We start from the raw sequence: 14,930 nt of genomic DNA, 5'->3' as shown, positions 1-14,930 counted from the left end.
TCCCCGTGTCCGACATCCCGGACGCCGTTGCCGGCGAGACGGACGCCGGCAACGCGGGCGGCCTCGGCCTCTCCGTCACCGGGCACCGCGGCCGGCCGATCGGACGCGCGAGCAACCGCGACTGGTGGCCGCACCGGCTCGACCTGAGGGTCCTGCGGAAACACCCCGCCGAGGCCGATCCCATGGGTGAGGACTTCGACTACGCGGCGGCGTTCCACACGCTGGACCTCGACGCCCTGGCGCGCGACGTCGACGACGCGCTGACCACGTCGCAGGAGTGGTGGCCGGCCGACTTCGGCCACTACGGGCCGCTCGTGGTCCGGATGGTCTGGCACTGCGCCGGGACCTACCGCATCCACGACGGCCGCGGTGGCGCGGGCGCCGGCATGCAGCGGTTCGCGCCGCTGAACAGCTGGCCGGACAACCGCAACCTCGACAAGGCGCGCCGGCTGCTCTGGCCGGTGAAGAAGAAGTACGGCCGCAAGATCTCCTGGGCCGACCTGATGGTCTTCGCGGGCAACCGCGCCCTGGAGACGATGGGTTTCACGACCTTCGGCTTCGCCGGCGGCCGGGCGGAGGTGTGGGAGCCCGACGAGGACGTCTACTGGGGTCCCGAGCACGCCTGGCTCGGCGACGAACGCCACGGCGGCGTCCGGGAACTGCAGCGCCCCCTTGCCGCCGACCAGATGGGCCTCATCTACGTCAACCCGGAGGGGCCGAACACCGTCCCGGACCCGCTCGCCTCGGCACGGGACATCCGCGAGACCTTCCGGCGCATGGGGATGAACGACGAGGAGACCGTCGCGTTGATCGCGGGCGGCCACACGTTCGGCAAGACCCACGGCGCGGCCGCCCCGGACGCCCACCTCGGCCCCGGGCCCGAGGGCGCCCCGCTCGAGGAACAGGGCCTGGGATGGAAGAGCAGCTACGGCACCGGGAAGGGCACGGACACCATCTCCAGCGGGCTCGACGGTACGTGGACGCCCACCCCCACGACGTGGGACAACAGCTTCTTCGAGACCCTGTTCGGCTACGAGTGGGACCTGGAACTGAGCCCCGCCGGTCTGTGGCAGTGGGTCCCGCGGGACGGCGGCGGGGCCGGTGCGGTCCCGGACGCCCACGACCCGTCGACGACGCACGCCCCGACCATGCTGACGACGGACCTGGCGCTGCGGTCGGACCCGGGCTACGAGCCGATCTCACGGCGCTTCCTGGACAACCCGGACCAGTTGGCGGACGCGTTCGCGCGGGCCTGGTTCAAGCTGACGCACCTCGACATGGGCCCGGTCCAGCGCTACCTCGGACCGCTGGTCCCCCGGGAGACGCTGCCGTGGCAGGACCCGGTCCCCGCCGTGGACCACGAGCTCGTCGGGGCCGCGGACATCGCCGTGCTCAAGAGCCGGCTCCTCGCCTGCGGGCTATCGGTCTCCCAGCTCGTCTCGACCGCGTGGGCGTCGGCGTCGACGTTCCGCGTCAGCGACAGGCGCGGCGGGGCGAACGGCGCGCGCATCCGCCTCGAGCCGCAACGGGGGTGGGAGGTCAACGAGCCCGACACGCTGGCACAGGTGCTGCGCACCCTGGAGGGGATCCAGGAGGCCTTCAACGGCTCCCAAGCCGGGGACGCGAGGATCTCGCTGGCCGACCTCATCGTGCTCGGCGGGGCCGCCGCCGTCGAGCGGGCCGCCGGGACGGCCGGCCACGACGTGCACGTCCCCTTCCTTCCGGGACGCACGGACGCCACACAGGAGTGGACCGATGTGGAGTCATTCGCCGCCCTCGAGCCGACCGCGGACGGGTTCCGCAACTACCGCGGCAAGGCCGACCGGCTGCCGTCGGAGCACCTGCTGGTCGACCGCGCGAACCTGTTGGACCTGAGCACGCCCGAGATGACCGTCCTGGTCGGTGGCCTCCGGGTGCTGGGCGCCAACCACCGTCAATCGCCGCTGGGCGTCTTCACCGCGAAGCCCGGGTCGCTGAGCAACGACTTCTTCGTGAACCTGCTCGACACGCGCACGGAGTGGGAGCCGGCGTCCACGACCGCCGAAACCTTCGTGGGCCGCGACCGGGCGACCGGCGAGGTCAAGTGGACCGGCAGCCGCGTCGACCTCGTCTTCGGCTCGAACGCCGAGCTGCGTGCGGTCGCGGAGGTCTACGCGAGCGACGACGCACGGGAGAAGTTCGTGAAGGACTTCGTCTCCGCGTGGGACAAGGTCATGTGCCTCGACCGGTACGACCTCGCTTGATCCTCCCAACGGTGGCACATGGCGGACGAACGGTAGCCGGTCGCGGGCGAACGGCATGAGCCGGCCCGCACGCGCGCTCACCCTTGTCGGTGTGATCCATACGGCGTAGCGTGCTTATCGGGTAGCAGATTGTCCGCTTTTCGGAGCATTCAATCCACCCGCGCCGAATTCCACGTCAATTCGGAGAACATTTTCGAAGGAAGGTGTGCGACCGGCCGCGAAGCACCGCCGCCGGCGAAAGTGGACACAGCGATTCGGCATGAGGAGAGTGAAGCCCCGATGACGACCACGCAGGAGCGATCCGACCTGCTGGACAAGATCGGGTTGGTCGAACAGAACAAAGCAGCGCTGGGTCAAGTGCTGGGAACCGGGAGCATCGGATATGCCGCCGAGAAACCGGACGGCACCATGCAGGCCACCATTCGAATCCACCCGGATGAGCTGATCTGGGATCCATCAATTCTGGTCATGCCCCATGGAGGCGATATCGAGCTCGAGCTCATCAATGACGACCTGAACACGCACTGCGCGCTCCTGCCGAGCAATGGCGACCGGAAGTTCATCTGGCTGGTGAACCATTCGCGCGGACGGGCGACCCTCAACCTCGACGGACCGGGCTACTACTGGTACTGCTCGCCCACGGGCAACGACGAGGGCCGGGGGTTGACCGGGGCCATCGTCGTCCTGGGAGAGGCTCCGCCGGAGGCTCGCCTCGACCGCCCCGAGCAACCGCGGCCGTAGGAAGGAGGAGGAGATGTCCCTCGACTACGTGGACGCGGGTGAGGCAGTCGACCAGGGGTTGCTGAGCGGCAAGGTCGCGGGCGGGGAGGTCGCGCCGCCGGTGGTGGCCGGCCTCGACTACGAGCGCATGCTCAACGCCCGCCAGGAGCCGCACAACTGGCTCACCTATTACGGCGCCTACAACGGGCAGCGGTACAGCCCGCTGGACCAGATCAACACCGAGAGCGTCAAGCGCGTCGTCCCCGCATGGGTCTTCCAGGCGGGCACGACCGGACTGATCGCGGGCGCGTCGACCTACTCGTTCGAGGCCGCCCCGATCGTCGTCGACGGGGTCATGTTCGTGTCCGGCTGGGACGGCTGGGTCTGGGCCCTCGACGCGAAGACCGGCGTGGAGATCTGGCGGTACAAGCACGCGGTCCCCTTCGACGTGTCCTTGTGCTGCGGGAACGTGAACCGGGGGGTCGCCGTGGCCCAGGGGAAGGTCTTCTCCGTCACGCCGAACGCCCGTCTGCTCGCCCTCGACGCCACCACCGGAAAGCGGGTCTGGGACACGACCTACGGTGATGTCCGCGCTGGGGAGAGCGCCACACTCGCCCCGCTGATCGTGAAGAACATGGTCATCGTCGGCAGTTCCGGCGGCGAGTTCGGCGTACGCGGCCATCTCGACGCGTTCGACCTCGCCACCGGCGAGCACCAGTGGCGCTGCTACACGGTGCCCAAGCCCGGGGAGCCGGGCTCGGAGACCTGGCCCGCCCACGGCGAGGCCTGGGCGCGTGGTGGGGCGAACTGCTGGGTCACCGGCACGTTCGACCCGGAGACGAACCTGCTGTACGTCGGCACCGGCAACCCGGCGCCCGACTTCGACGGAGCTGTCCGCGAGGGTGACAACCTCTTCACCGACTGCGTCATCGCCGTCGACGTCGACAGCGGTCAGATCCGCTGGCACTACCAGTGCACCCCGCACGACGTGTGGGACTACGACAGCATCGCCGAGTGCATCCTGTTCGAGCGGGACGGGCGCAAACTGCTCGGGCACTTCGACAAGAACGGCTACTTCTTCGTCCTCGACCGCATCAACGGGGCGAGGGTCGGGATCACCCCCTTCGTGGACCGCATCACGTGGGGGGCCATCACGAGGGACGGCCGGGTGACGGCCAAGCTGTACCCCGACGAGGAGGGAGTACCCGTCCACTTCTACCCGGGTCCGGCAGGCGCGAAGGAATGGACCCACGCGGCCTACAGCCCGAAGTCCGAGCTGTTCTACGTGCCCGTCCAGGACACGGGTGCCACGGCCACCCGGCGGCGCCGGGAGTTCAAGGAGAGCATCCCGTACTGGGGCGCGGGCGTTCAGGTGGACATCGAGGACATGGCGGGGTCCGTCAGCGCGTTCGACGCCGACGGCGAGGAGAAGTGGCGCTGGCGCAACGAACTGCCGATGTGCGCCTCGGTGCTGGCCACCGGTGGTGACCTGGTGTTCGCCGGTGAGCCGTCCGGCGAGTTCAACGCGCTCGACGCCCGCACCGGGCAGGGGCTGTGGCAGTTCCAGTGCGGGAGCGGCCACCACAGCAGCCCGACCACCTACATGGTCGACGACAGGCAGTACATCGCCGTACCGGTCGGCTGGGGCGGGTGGGCCGAGGGATTCCTCCCCGGCATGCTCGGCGCGGGACACGGGAGCGCCCTGATCACCTTCGCCCTCCCGGAATGGTCGTAGCGCGCGACCGGATCTTGCCGTGACCGGCCAGAGAGGAGGTGAATCCATGGAACCCCAGCTCGTTGTGTGGGAGACGCCCGAGTTCGAGGAGATCGCGGTCGCGGCCGAGGTGACCATGTACGTCGCCCGGCTGGAGGACTAGCGGACCGACGGCTCGGGACGCCGAGAGGCGGCCGGGCCGACGACGGACCCGGACATTCGACGAACGGAGTGCCGGCGTGTTGCTGCGAGTGCTGGGCTCGGCGGCGGGGGGCGGGTCCCCGCAGTGGAACTGCGGCTGCCCCGTGTGCGGCGCGGTCCGCTCAGGGGCCGGCCCCCCGCGCACCCAGTCCTCGATCGCCGTCAGCGCCGACCGCTGCCGGTGGTTCCTCGTCAACGCCTCACCCGACCTCCGCGCCCAGTTCGAGGCCTTCCCGGGCCTGCACCCGCAGGGCGACCGGACGACGCCGCTGGAAGCGGTGCTGCTCACCGACGCCGAGCTGGACCACACGCTGGGTCTGCTGCTGTTGCGCGAGGCCCGTGTCCTGCGGGTGTACGCCACTCCGGCGGCACACAAGACCCTGTGTGACGGCTCGGGAATCCTGAGCACGCTCCAGCACTACTGCACCGTCGAGTGGCGGGCAGTGATCCCCGGCACCGACCTGGCCCTGGCGGACGGGCTGTCCTGCCGCGCGTTCGACGTACCGACCGTCAAACGCGCCCGGTTCGGGGCCGAGGCGGACCACGGCCGCGTCGTGGGCTACCGGCTGACCGACGAACGCAGCGGGGGGACGCTGGTCTACCTGCCCGCCGTGCAGTCGCTGACGCCGGCGCTGTGCGCGGAGCTCGAGGGCTGCGGATGCCTGCTGTTCGACGGGACCTGCTGGCGCGACGACGAGCTCGTACGGCTCGGGCTGGCCGGCAAGACGGCCCGGGAGATGGGCCACCTGCCCATCGACGGCCCGGACGGCAGCCTGGCCCGGCTCCCGTCGCTGGCCGCGGGACGGACGGTCCTCGTGCACGTCAACAACACCAACCCGATCCTCCTGGAGGACGCACCCGAGCGGCACATCCTGCGGGAAAGCGGCATAGAGGTGGCCACCGACGGCCTCGAGATCCAGGTGTAGAGCCGTGACGACGACAACCACGAGAACCGGCGCCGACGACTTCGTCGAGGCGTTGCGGGCCCACTCGCGGCGGTACCACGACCAACACCCCTTCCACGTCCGGATGAACACAGGCCGGCTGAGCCATCGGCAGATCCGCGGCTGGGTGGCCAACCGCTTCTACTACCAGGAGAACATCCCCCGCAAGGACGCCGCGATCCTTTCCAACTGCCCCGACCTCGACGTCCGCCGCCGCTGGATCCGACGGATCACCGACCACGACGGCAGCGCCGCCGGCGAGGGCGGCATCGAGGCGTGGCTGCGCCTGGGCGAGGCCACCGGGCTGACCCGCGACGAGGTCCGGGACCACCGGCACCTGGTACCGGGCGTGCGGTTCTCCGTCGACGCCTACGTGAACTTCGCCCGGACCCGCCCGTGGGTGGAGGCGGTGGCGTCCTCGCTCACGGAACTGTTCGCGCCCGACCTGATGGCCGCTCGCCTGGCCGCCTTCGAGCGCTGGTACCCGTGGATCGACCCCGACGGCCTCGCCTACTTCCGCACCCGCCTGGAGCAGGCCCCGCGCGACTGCGAGCACGCCCTCCAGGTGGTCACGTCGCACTGCCTGTCCGCCGAGTCGCAGGCGCGCGCCGTCGACGCGCTCTCGTTCAAGTGCGACGTCCTGTGGAGTCTCATGGACGCCATCGACCAGGCCTACCCGGAGTGACCGCCATGGACCCGACACCCCCAGGAGCGACCCGGAGCAGGACCAGGACCGGACCCGGTGTCGAGGTGTGCGGCCCGGACCGGCCCCGGCTGGCGCGTCATGTCCGGCTCACCTTCTGCCGGACCAGGCAGCGTCAGGTACTGCTACACCCCGAGACGGTGGTGGTCCTGAACGGCAGCGGCGCGGCGATCCTCCAGCTGTGCGACGGGCAGCACACCGTGGCCGAGATCGTGACCGAGCTGGGCGCCCGCTACCAGACCGTCCCGGAGGACGAGGTGCGGCGGTTCCTGACCCGGCTCGTCACCCGGCGCTGGATGGAGCTCACCGATGGATAGCCCGTTCGGGTTGCTCGCCGAACTCACCTACCGGTGCCCGCTGGCCTGCCCGTACTGCTCCAACCCGCTGAACATGGCCGGTTACCAGGACGAGCTGGCCACGGACGAGTGGCGGCGGGTGCTGGCCGAAGCCGGCGACCTGGGCGTCCTGCAGTGCCACCTGTCGGGCGGGGAACCGCTGCTGCGGCGCGACCTGGTGGAGATCACGGCGGCCGCCCACCACCTGGGCCTCTACACCAACCTCGTGACCAGCGCCCTCGGGCTCTCCCGCTCGAAGGCCGAACAGTTGCGGGCCGCCGGCCTGGACCACGTGCAGATCAGCATCCAGGCCCACGAAGCGGCCGCGTCCGACCGGATCGCCGGCGTCCCGTCCTTCGAGCGCAAGATCGAGGCGATGCACGTGGTCAAGGAGCTGGGCTGGCCCCTGACCATGAACGTGGTCCTGCACCGGCACAACATCGACCGGGTCGCCGACGTGCTCGACCTGGCCGAGGAGGTGGGCGCCGACCGGCTGGAGCTGGCCAACACCCAGTACTACGGCTGGGCCTGGCGCAACCGTGCCGCGCTGCTGCCCAGCCGGGCCCAGCTCGAAGCGGCCGAAGTCGTCGTGCGGGCAGCCCGTGAGCGGTTGCGGGACCGCATGGACGTCATCTACGTCATCTCCGACTACTACAGCCGCTACCCCAAGCCCTGCATGGGCGGCTGGGCGTCCCGGCAGCTGACCGTCACGCCGAACGGCGACGTCCTGCCCTGCCCGGCCGCCCAGTCCCTGCCGTTGCCGAGGGCCAGCGTGCGTGAGGACTCGCTGGCGTGGATCTGGAACGAGTCCCCGGTGATGACCGCGTTCCGGGGAACCGACTGGATGCCCGAGCCCTGCCGGAGCTGCTTCCGGCGGGAGCTGGACTTCGGCGGCTGCCGTTGCCAGGCGTTCCTGCTCACCGGCGATGCGGCCCGCACCGACCCGGTCTGCCACCTGTCGCCCGACCATCACCTGGTCGCCCGGGCGGTGGCGGCCGCCAACGCCGGATCACGTTCCGACGACCCACCGCTGGTCCCCCGACCGCACCGGGTTCGCCGGCCGGACCGCATCCCGGGCGGCTAGCCGCCGAACCACAACGGCAGCGCGGCAGCGGCGATGATCAAGGTGACCCCGCTCAGCAGGTCCGAGCGGATCCGGATGAGGCGCGCCGCGACCCGACCCAGCTGCAGCCCGACCAGCGACATCACCGCCGTCATGATTCCGAAGACGGCGGCCGAGAACCACGGCGAGAGCCCGAGGATCCCCAGGCTCGCCCCGGCGAACAGGTTGTCCAGGCTGAGCGTCAGCGGGATGCCGAACAGCGCCCACGGATGGTCCAACTCCTCCGGCTCGGGGTGCCGAAGGGCCGAGACGACGAGGTAGAGACCGTAACCACCCAGAGCGGCCGCACCCACCAAGTCGGCGACGTCTCCGATGGATTCCCCTATCCGGCGACCGATCAACAGCCCGACCAAGGGCATGACCGCGTCCCACAGCCCGAAGGTGAGCGCAACCTGCACCGCGCGCTTCAGACCGAAGGGGACGGTGCCGAGCGCGATCGACACCCGGAAATTGTCGAGACTGAGTACGAAACCCAGGACCAGTATTTCCCAGATCATGGCGATGTCGCCGCCCGATGACGACCGATGACGGCGGGGCCGAATCCGCCGCGCGGAATGACCGCCAGGTTGGAAACGATATCCCGGACGTCCCGCGCAACAAATCCGCGGAACCGATTTCCGGAGCACTGTCAACACTACTCGCCGCGGCGCGCGCGGCCAATTGATCCGCGGAACTGCCCTGCCGCAGCACCCCCTCCCCCGGCGTGCCTGCGGCCGCACGGAAAACCCGAGGCGCGGGGGAGGGGTAGCGGACGGACCCGATGCCGATGGTTCAGACCAGCTTCGCCCGGAAGATCTGCTGCGTCTCGTCGCGCTGTGTACGTGTCGCGCCGCGGTCGCTGGTGAACACCACGACGCCGCGGTGCAGGGCGGGCCAGGTGCTGTTGCCCTGGTGGCTCACCTGGGTGGCGTCGGACCAGCCCTTCTCGCGGTCGAGGGTGGCGGTGAAGACCTTCCAGCGCCAGTCGGTCGAGCGGGAGTCGTACCAGACCGCGCGGACCGTGCCGTCAGGGTCCACGCCGAGCCTGGCCCGCTGGCTCATGGCTTCGGCGTCGAGGGCGACGTTCTCGGACGCCGTCCAGGTCGTGCCGCCGTCGGTGGATCGGCTGGCCCGGAGCTGGAGGTTGGAGCCGGAGCTCTGGAGCGCACCGCTCTCCCAGATCGCGACGAACGTCCCGTCCCGGTCCACGGTCAGGCCCGGGTGCCTGTCCGATCGGTCACTGACCCTGCTGACCTGGACCGGAGTGCTCCAGCCGCGGCCCGGCGCCTTGCGTACCGACGCCAGGACCTGCCAGTTGTCCGGGTCCGTACCGCCGGCGGCCGGCTGGCCCGCGGGCGGGGTGTGGCCGGTCCACAACGGGTCCGGGTCGTAGCGGTCGTCCTGCCAGCTGATCACGGCGTGCTCGCCGTCGTGGACGGCGACGACCGGGAACAGCGAGGCGGGGTAGCGCGGCGAGCGCGCATCGCCGGGCACGCCCGGACCGGTCGCCTTGCCCGCCGCGGAGATGTTCACCGCGGCCTTGTCGATGCCGACGATCTGCGCGTACACGTCGAACGCGCCTTCGCCGTTGTCGGACCAGGCGACCAGCGGATGCTTGTCGTCGACCAGTGCCAGTGCCGGGTGGACGGCACGCCCCTTGCCCTTGCTGATCTTGGCCGGGGCCTTGAAGGAGCCGCCGCCGTCGGCGCTGTGCGCCAGGAGGATCACCGGACGGTGCGGCTGCTCCTTGCCCTGCTCGTCCTGCCAGGCCACCCACACGTCATGGGAGGTCGCGACGATCCGCGGGAACCGCGCCGTCGCCGAACGGCCGGACAAGGTGACGGACCTGGTGATCCTGCCCTTGCCGTTGAGCCGGCGGTAGACCACCCTGCTCGCCTGGTTCTCGTGCACCTCCGCCACGACGTGCGTGACGTCGCCCACGACCGCGACATCGGAGAAGCCGGTGAACGTGCCCGGGTCGCCGGTGACGAACGCCGCCTCGTCGTGGGCGGTGTCGGCGGCCGGGAGCGCGCTCTCGGGCCGGGGGTCGGCCGGAGCGCCGACGGAGACGAAGACGGGCGAGGTGGCACCGCGGAGCTGGTCGGGCAGGTTCGGGTCGGCGTCGGAACCGGAGGCGCTGCCGGGGGAACGGGCCTCGGCCCGGTACCAGCCGTGGTCGGTGCCCTTCAGCACGAGCGGCAGTTCGTAGCTCTCGTTGGCCCGTTGCGGCCGGTAGCTCGCGATGGGGCCCGCCGATCGACCGGGAGCCGCGTAGACGTGGACGGTGGTTCCCTTGCCACCCCTGACGTTCACACGCAGCGTGGCCTTCTTGGGCAGCTTGCGGTCGGCCACGACCACCTCGTCGCCGCCGATCGCCTCGAACACGCCGTCACCGTCGACGTCGGCCTCGATGGTCAGGAACGGCCCCGCGGTGTTCTGCGCGACCGTCGTACGGCCGCTGCGGAACCCGTCGAGGATGCCCAGGACCGAACGCTTCGCCGCGAAGACGTGGGTGGTGGGCGTCCCGGGGGCGTCGATGTCCCACAGCTCGCGGAAGTGGCAGTCGCTCGCCGCCGCCACCCCGAAGCGGAAACCCGCGTTCCAGCGGTTCTCCGCGTACTCGACCTGCTCGTCCGGACCGGTGGACACGTTGAGCACCTCGACGAGGTCCGCGCCTTGGACGCTCGCGTTGGCGTTCGGGCCCGTCGCCGGCGTGTACTCACCGTCGTCGGGGTGCGCCTGCGACCACACCGCCCCTTGCGCGTGCGCGTCCCAGACGGACTGCTGCACATGGCGGAAGGCCGCGGAACCGGTCGGGTTGGCGCCGTCCACGATCACGTCCACGTTGCCCAGCACGATGGCGTGGGGCGAGCCGTTCGCCTCCTCACCCGGGAGCAACAGCAGCTTGGACGACTTCCACTGGGGGTCCCAGACCTGGTCGTACGTCCGGTGGTCGGTCAGGGGCATGAAGTCGAGGCCGGCCTTCTCGCCCTGGGCGATCTGGTCGCCGACGGGAAGGTTCCCGGGGAGGGTCTGGTGCGAGGTCTGCCGGGGCCCGCTGCCGTCCGACGAATGGTCGTCGTGGACGTGGGTGTCACCCGCGAGCCACTTGCCCTTGGGCGCCTTGGCCCGGTTGAGCACGGAGCTCCCGCCCACCGTCTTGACCTTGCCGTTCGACTCGAGGGCGGATCCGCTGACCGCCTCGGCGGTGCCCGCACCGACGCCGACCGCCGCGACGGCGGTACCCGCCATGACCACGAACCGCCGGCGGGAAAGGCCCTCGGGCTCACGGTCCGGCCCGGTGGACCCTCTTGTCGTCTCCATGTACTGCGCCTTTCCGTGCACCGTTCCCCTGTGGATCGGTGTGAAGTCCCCGAGACGCTAAAGCGCGCCTTCTTCCGCGAAATGAACGAGCAGCGAACCATTCGCACCCATTGCGGGTATGTGGCATCACTTGCCGCCCGGACGATTCCCCCGTGCACGCGCCCTAAGGGACGACCGACCGGCCCGGAGCCATGCGGAAGGGCATCGCGAGGTCGCGGGCGCGGGTGCGGCAGCCTCAAGGCAGCGCTGATCAACCGGTTTCCACGACCGGCCTCGCGGAGAGCCAGCCGTCCTCCCGGCCCCGCCACTGTGACAGCCGGTCCGTGTCCCCTGCATGGGTCAAACGCCCCTATGGGTGTGGCTGCCCTCCGGGTCAAACGGCTCCCCCGGGCATTCCTCGGAACCTCCGCAGGTGGTACCGGGCCGGTGATCAACCGTGCCGCCACTGCTCCGCGTCCTCGCGCCAGGCCTCACCGGCCGACCTGGACAGCACGGCCGCTCCCGGTTCCTCGACACGGGTCAGGGCGACCATCGCCAGGTCGTCCTCGGGAAGCGCGCCCGAATGCTCGACGACATCCTCGAGGATCTCCCCCAGCACATCGGGCAGGCACACGTGGCCCGGTGTGCCCTCGCGGATCCACCGCCACGTCGTGGCGCGTTCCAGCAGCGGGTAGCACCGCCCGGCGGCGTCGCGGGCCTCCATGAGGCCGTCGGTGTAGAGCAACAGCGTGTCCCCGGGGCACAGTTCGAAGCGTTCCTCCATGGCCCCGCAGTCCCGCAGACCGTACAGGCCCAAGGGGGGAGCCGGGCAGCCCGCCACCAGCGCGACGCTCCCCCGGCGGGCCCGTATGGGCGGCGGGTGGCCGTGGTTGACCATGCGGGCGAACGGCTCGCCGTCCCGCACCTCCAGCAGAAGCGCCGTCACGAAACGTTCGTCCTTCTCGCGGGAGAGGTCGTCGCTGTCGGCCAGGTGGAACAGGAAGCTCTCCTCCAGCCGCGCCGACAGCTCCGCCAGGGTCGCGGCGCGCGGCGCCCATTCGCGGAAGGCCCCGAGCACGGCCGCGACGTCCTCGAACGTGGGCAGGCCCTTGCCGCACACGTCACCGATGATCAGGCGGGTCGCCTCGCCCGCGCGCGCGACCGCGTACAGGTCACCGCCGACCTGTCCCCGGCCCCCGCAGGGACGGTAGATGGAGGCGAGCCCCAGCGCGCCGATGCGCCCGGGGAGCGGCCGGAGCAGGACCCGCCGGACGGTGTCGGACACGGCGTGCGCCCGCTCCGCCCGGCAGCGGTAGCGGTCCTTCACGCGTCCGAGCACCATCGCCGCGGTCCCCGCGGTGATCAGCGGCGCGAGGCCGCACGCGAGGCTCGGGTGGGAGTACAGCGGCAGGATCACGCACACCGCGCACACCGCGAGGATCCACGCCACGACGCTCGCGACGGCCAGGTACCGCAGCGGTTTCCCCTCGTCCCGCCGCTCCTCGAACTGTTCGGCGTCGGTCATCAGCGTCACTCCCTCGCAGTCTTGCGCGGGCCGGGAGCCGACGGATCCGCGAGCGGTCCCGGGACCGCGCATTGGCGTCCCACTCGTGACGGGACAACTCGACCGTAGGGAGGATTCCGGCCTGGCCCCTTGCCCCGTCGTGCACAGGCCTTTGCCCGTCCGTGCAGTGCCCGGCACCGTGGCCCCTGTACCGCTTGGGCACCGCCGGACGCCGGCGGCACGGGTCACGGTGTTCAGGGGCAGCGGTTCACGCCCGGCGGGCGGCCCAGACCGTGCGCTCGGTACGGACGCCCACGTCGGTGCGGCGCGGGATGCCCTCGGGACCGTCGGCGTCGAGCAGCCGGTCGAGGGCGGTCAGGTCGTCCGCCGTCAGGGCGGAGGCGACGGTGGTGCGCATGCGGCGCAGGCTGCTGAGTGCGTAACGGCTGACCGCGTCGGTGGGGGGCGGGGCGACGTCGATGGTCAGGGTCCGTTCGCCCTCGATGGTGAAGCCGGCCTTCGTCAGCTTGGTCCCCCAGTCGGCGCCGCGATGGGGGATGTGCTCGGCGTGGTGGTGGTCGAGTGCGGCATGGCAGCGCTCCTCCAGGCCCGGGGCGTCCTGCGGGGCGTCCCCGGGCAGGAAGCGGGGGAAGCCGGCCAGCTCGACGACGGCGAACAGTCCGCCCGGGGCGAGCAGGTCGTGGACCTGGCGCAGGGTCTGGTCGGGCTCGGTCATGTGGTGCAGGGAGGCCGAGGCCCACACCAGTTCCGGGGTGCCGAGGTCGGGCCAGGCCGCCGCGTCGAGGTCGGCCTCGACCAGGTGCACGCGGTCGGCCACTCCGGCCGCGGCTGCCTTCGCCTGCAGGCGGCGCAGGTGCGGGGCCGAGGAGTCGACGGCCGTCACCTGTGCCGCGGGGAAGCGCCGAAGGAGGGCGAGGGTTCCCGCTCCCGTCCCGCAGCCCAGGTCCACGATGCGGCGGGGGCTGTTCCCGACGGGCAGCCAGTCCGTGATGGACGCGTTGTGCTCGGCGAGCACTTCGGCGTCCAGGTCGAGGATCTCCGCCTGAACGGCTGTGTCGTGATCGTGATCGTGCTCGTGCTCGTGCTCGTGGACGTGGGGCGCGGCATGGTCCGCTGCGTGCGGGTGGGGGTGATTCATGGCGCCCACGCTAGGCGGGCCGTCCGCGGGCGGCCCAGCGGCTTCCGGAATGCGCAAGCCGATGCCCGGCCGCGCTGCGGCAGGCGCAAACCGTCACGGTGACGCCTTCCCGGTGGCCTCGCCGCGCTGGTGGCCGCGGCGGGCGTCGCGGTCGAAGATGCCCAGGATCTCGCAGGGTCCGCCCTCGGCCCCGATGGCGTGCGGGAGCATCGTGGGGAACTCCGCCGCCTGGTTGGTCTCGATCCGCAGGCGACGGTTGCCCAGGAGCAGGACCGCGGTCCCGGACAGGACGACGAGCCATTCACGGCCGGGGTGGGCACGCATGCCCGAGGGGTGGTCGGGCGGCGGGTTCGTCATGCGCTGCCGGATGACGGTCATGCCGGGTTCCGCTTTGATCGGCCAGCGCATCTGCCCGCGCGCCCGGTCGATCGTCGGGTGGGAGACCACGTCGTCCGACGCGGTCTCCACCAGCTGGTCCAGGGAGGTGTCCAGGGCGCGGGCGAGGGTGACGAGCTGGTCCAGCGCCAGGCGCCGCTGCCCGTTCTCGATGCGGGAGAGCGTGGACTGACTGACGTTGGCGCGCACGGCCAGGTCCTCCAGGGACCAGCCCTGGGCCACACGCAGGGCGCGGATGCGCTTGCGCACCAGACTGTCCAGATCACCATCGTCTTGCGTCATGAGCAAGAGACTATGCGTGCACGGCAAGGCATGCCCGGCGTCGTCACCGTTCGGCCCCGCCAGGACCGGGGCCGCGAGCAGTGGCGGCGGCACGCCGCGCAACGCGGCGGCCGTGAGGGGGCGCGGCCGCCGCGGCTGCGCGCATCGTCGTCGCGATGGGAGAGCCGCGTGAGCCCTTCACCGTCCCCGCCGGCCGACGCCCGCCCTCGCACCGGCTACTGGGTCACGCCCTTCTGGATCTCCCAGAAGCGGAAGATGGTGGACGGGTCGAGGGTCCACTCCAGGCCGTTGATGTTGTCCTTGGACACCACGTACTGCTTGCCC

The 14,930-nt window shown here is 71.1% G+C and carries 13 protein-coding genes; 8 read left to right on the top strand and 5 right to left on the bottom strand.

Annotated elements, in window-relative coordinates:
• Window positions 1–98 precede the first annotated feature (98 nt).
• The 8 genes from katG to pqqE all read left to right on the top strand — a co-directional run bounded on the left by katG (window position 99) and on the right by pqqE (window position 7,944).
• Window positions 99–2,243, top strand: a complete 2,145-nt coding sequence (katG, locus tag PV410_RS43590; RefSeq protein ID WP_500332236.1) for a catalase/peroxidase HPI — start codon at window positions 99–101, stop codon at window positions 2,241–2,243.
• Window positions 2,244–2,522: 279 nt separating this feature from the next.
• A complete protein-coding gene (locus PV410_RS43585; protein WP_500332228.1) occupies window positions 2,523–2,984 on the top strand; it encodes an MSMEG_3727 family PQQ-associated protein in 462 nt (153 codons plus the stop codon).
• A 13-nt stretch (window positions 2,985–2,997) separates the two neighbouring features.
• On the top strand, window positions 2,998–4,698 hold the full coding sequence (locus tag PV410_RS43580) for a PQQ-dependent dehydrogenase, methanol/ethanol family (protein ID WP_500332227.1): 1,701 nt from the start codon (window positions 2,998–3,000) through the stop codon (window positions 4,696–4,698).
• A gap of 46 nt (window positions 4,699–4,744) precedes the next feature.
• A complete protein-coding gene (gene pqqA, locus PV410_RS43575) occupies window positions 4,745–4,840 on the top strand; it encodes a pyrroloquinoline quinone precursor peptide PqqA (RefSeq protein ID WP_500332226.1) in 96 nt (31 codons plus the stop codon).
• Between the two features lie 76 nt (window positions 4,841–4,916).
• Window positions 4,917–5,804 carry a pyrroloquinoline quinone biosynthesis protein PqqB gene (gene pqqB / locus PV410_RS43570; RefSeq protein WP_500332225.1) on the top strand — a complete coding sequence of 296 codons (888 nt, stop codon included), beginning with the start codon at window positions 4,917–4,919 and terminating at the stop codon, window positions 5,802–5,804.
• Window positions 5,805–5,808: 4 nt separating this feature from the next.
• Window positions 5,809–6,507, top strand: coding sequence for a pyrroloquinoline-quinone synthase PqqC (gene pqqC, locus PV410_RS43565; RefSeq protein WP_500332224.1), 699 nt, complete (start codon window positions 5,809–5,811; stop codon window positions 6,505–6,507).
• Window positions 6,508–6,512: 5 nt separating this feature from the next.
• Complete coding sequence (pqqD, locus tag PV410_RS43560; RefSeq protein WP_500332223.1) at window positions 6,513–6,842, top strand: pyrroloquinoline quinone biosynthesis peptide chaperone PqqD; 330 nt, start codon at window positions 6,513–6,515, stop codon at window positions 6,840–6,842.
• Window positions 6,835–7,944 carry a pyrroloquinoline quinone biosynthesis protein PqqE gene (gene pqqE / locus PV410_RS43555; RefSeq protein WP_500332222.1) on the top strand — a complete coding sequence of 370 codons (1,110 nt, stop codon included), beginning with the start codon at window positions 6,835–6,837 and terminating at the stop codon, window positions 7,942–7,944. The genes pqqD and pqqE overlap by 8 nt, the downstream gene beginning before the upstream one ends.
• Here the strand turns inward: pqqE and PV410_RS43550 are convergent.
• The 5 genes from PV410_RS43550 to PV410_RS43530 form a co-directional block, all read right to left on the bottom strand.
• Entirely contained in the window at window positions 7,941–8,426 is a 486-nt protein-coding gene (locus tag PV410_RS43550; protein ID WP_500332221.1) for a manganese efflux pump MntP, read from the bottom strand. The genes pqqE and PV410_RS43550 overlap by 4 nt on opposite strands.
• Window positions 8,427–8,754: 328 nt before the next feature.
• Window positions 8,755–11,286 carry a CehA/McbA family metallohydrolase gene (locus tag PV410_RS43545; RefSeq protein ID WP_500332220.1) on the bottom strand — a complete coding sequence of 844 codons (2,532 nt, stop codon included), beginning with the start codon at window positions 11,284–11,286 and terminating at the stop codon, window positions 8,755–8,757.
• Between the two features lie 430 nt (window positions 11,287–11,716).
• Window positions 11,717–12,790 carry a PP2C family protein-serine/threonine phosphatase gene (locus tag PV410_RS43540; protein ID WP_500332219.1) on the bottom strand — a complete coding sequence of 358 codons (1,074 nt, stop codon included), beginning with the start codon at window positions 12,788–12,790 and terminating at the stop codon, window positions 11,717–11,719.
• A gap of 247 nt (window positions 12,791–13,037) precedes the next feature.
• Window positions 13,038–13,928, bottom strand: a complete 891-nt coding sequence (locus PV410_RS43535) for a class I SAM-dependent methyltransferase (RefSeq protein ID WP_500332218.1) — start codon at window positions 13,926–13,928, stop codon at window positions 13,038–13,040.
• Window positions 13,929–14,021: 93 nt separating this feature from the next.
• Window positions 14,022–14,606, bottom strand: coding sequence for a helix-turn-helix domain-containing protein (locus tag PV410_RS43530; protein ID WP_500332217.1), 585 nt, complete (start codon window positions 14,604–14,606; stop codon window positions 14,022–14,024).
• Window positions 14,607–14,930: the final 324 nt, after the last annotated feature.

The organism is Streptomyces sp. PA03-5A, assembly GCF_033792725.1.
GTDB lineage: Bacteria > Actinomycetota > Actinomycetes > Streptomycetales > Streptomycetaceae > Actinacidiphila.
The sequence above is the reverse complement of the archived record's forward strand: the minus strand, read 5'-3'. Positions and strand labels throughout refer to the sequence as shown.

Bases quoted from the DNA above. Each gene is read 5' to 3' on its own strand.
- PV410_RS43585 (WP_500332228.1), top strand. From the start codon at position 2,523: ATGACGACCACGCAGGAGCGATCCGACCTGCTGGACAAGATCGGGTTG.
- pqqE (WP_500332222.1), top strand. From the start codon at position 6,835: ATGGATAGCCCGTTCGGGTTGCTCGCCGAACTCACCTACCGGTGCCCG.
- PV410_RS43540 (WP_500332219.1), bottom strand. From the start codon at position 12,790: ATGACCGACGCCGAACAGTTCGAGGAGCGGCGGGACGAGGGGAAACCG.
- PV410_RS43545 (WP_500332220.1), bottom strand. From the start codon at position 11,286: ATGGAGACGACAAGAGGGTCCACCGGGCCGGACCGTGAGCCCGAGGGC.
- pqqD (WP_500332223.1), top strand. From the start codon at position 6,513: ATGGACCCGACACCCCCAGGAGCGACCCGGAGCAGGACCAGGACCGGA.
- PV410_RS43580 (WP_500332227.1), top strand. From the start codon at position 2,998: ATGTCCCTCGACTACGTGGACGCGGGTGAGGCAGTCGACCAGGGGTTG.
- PV410_RS43535 (WP_500332218.1), bottom strand. From the start codon at position 13,928: ATGAATCACCCCCACCCGCACGCAGCGGACCATGCCGCGCCCCACGTC.
- PV410_RS43530 (WP_500332217.1), bottom strand. From the start codon at position 14,606: ATGACGCAAGACGATGGTGATCTGGACAGTCTGGTGCGCAAGCGCATC.
- pqqA (WP_500332226.1), top strand. From the start codon at position 4,745: ATGGAACCCCAGCTCGTTGTGTGGGAGACGCCCGAGTTCGAGGAGATC.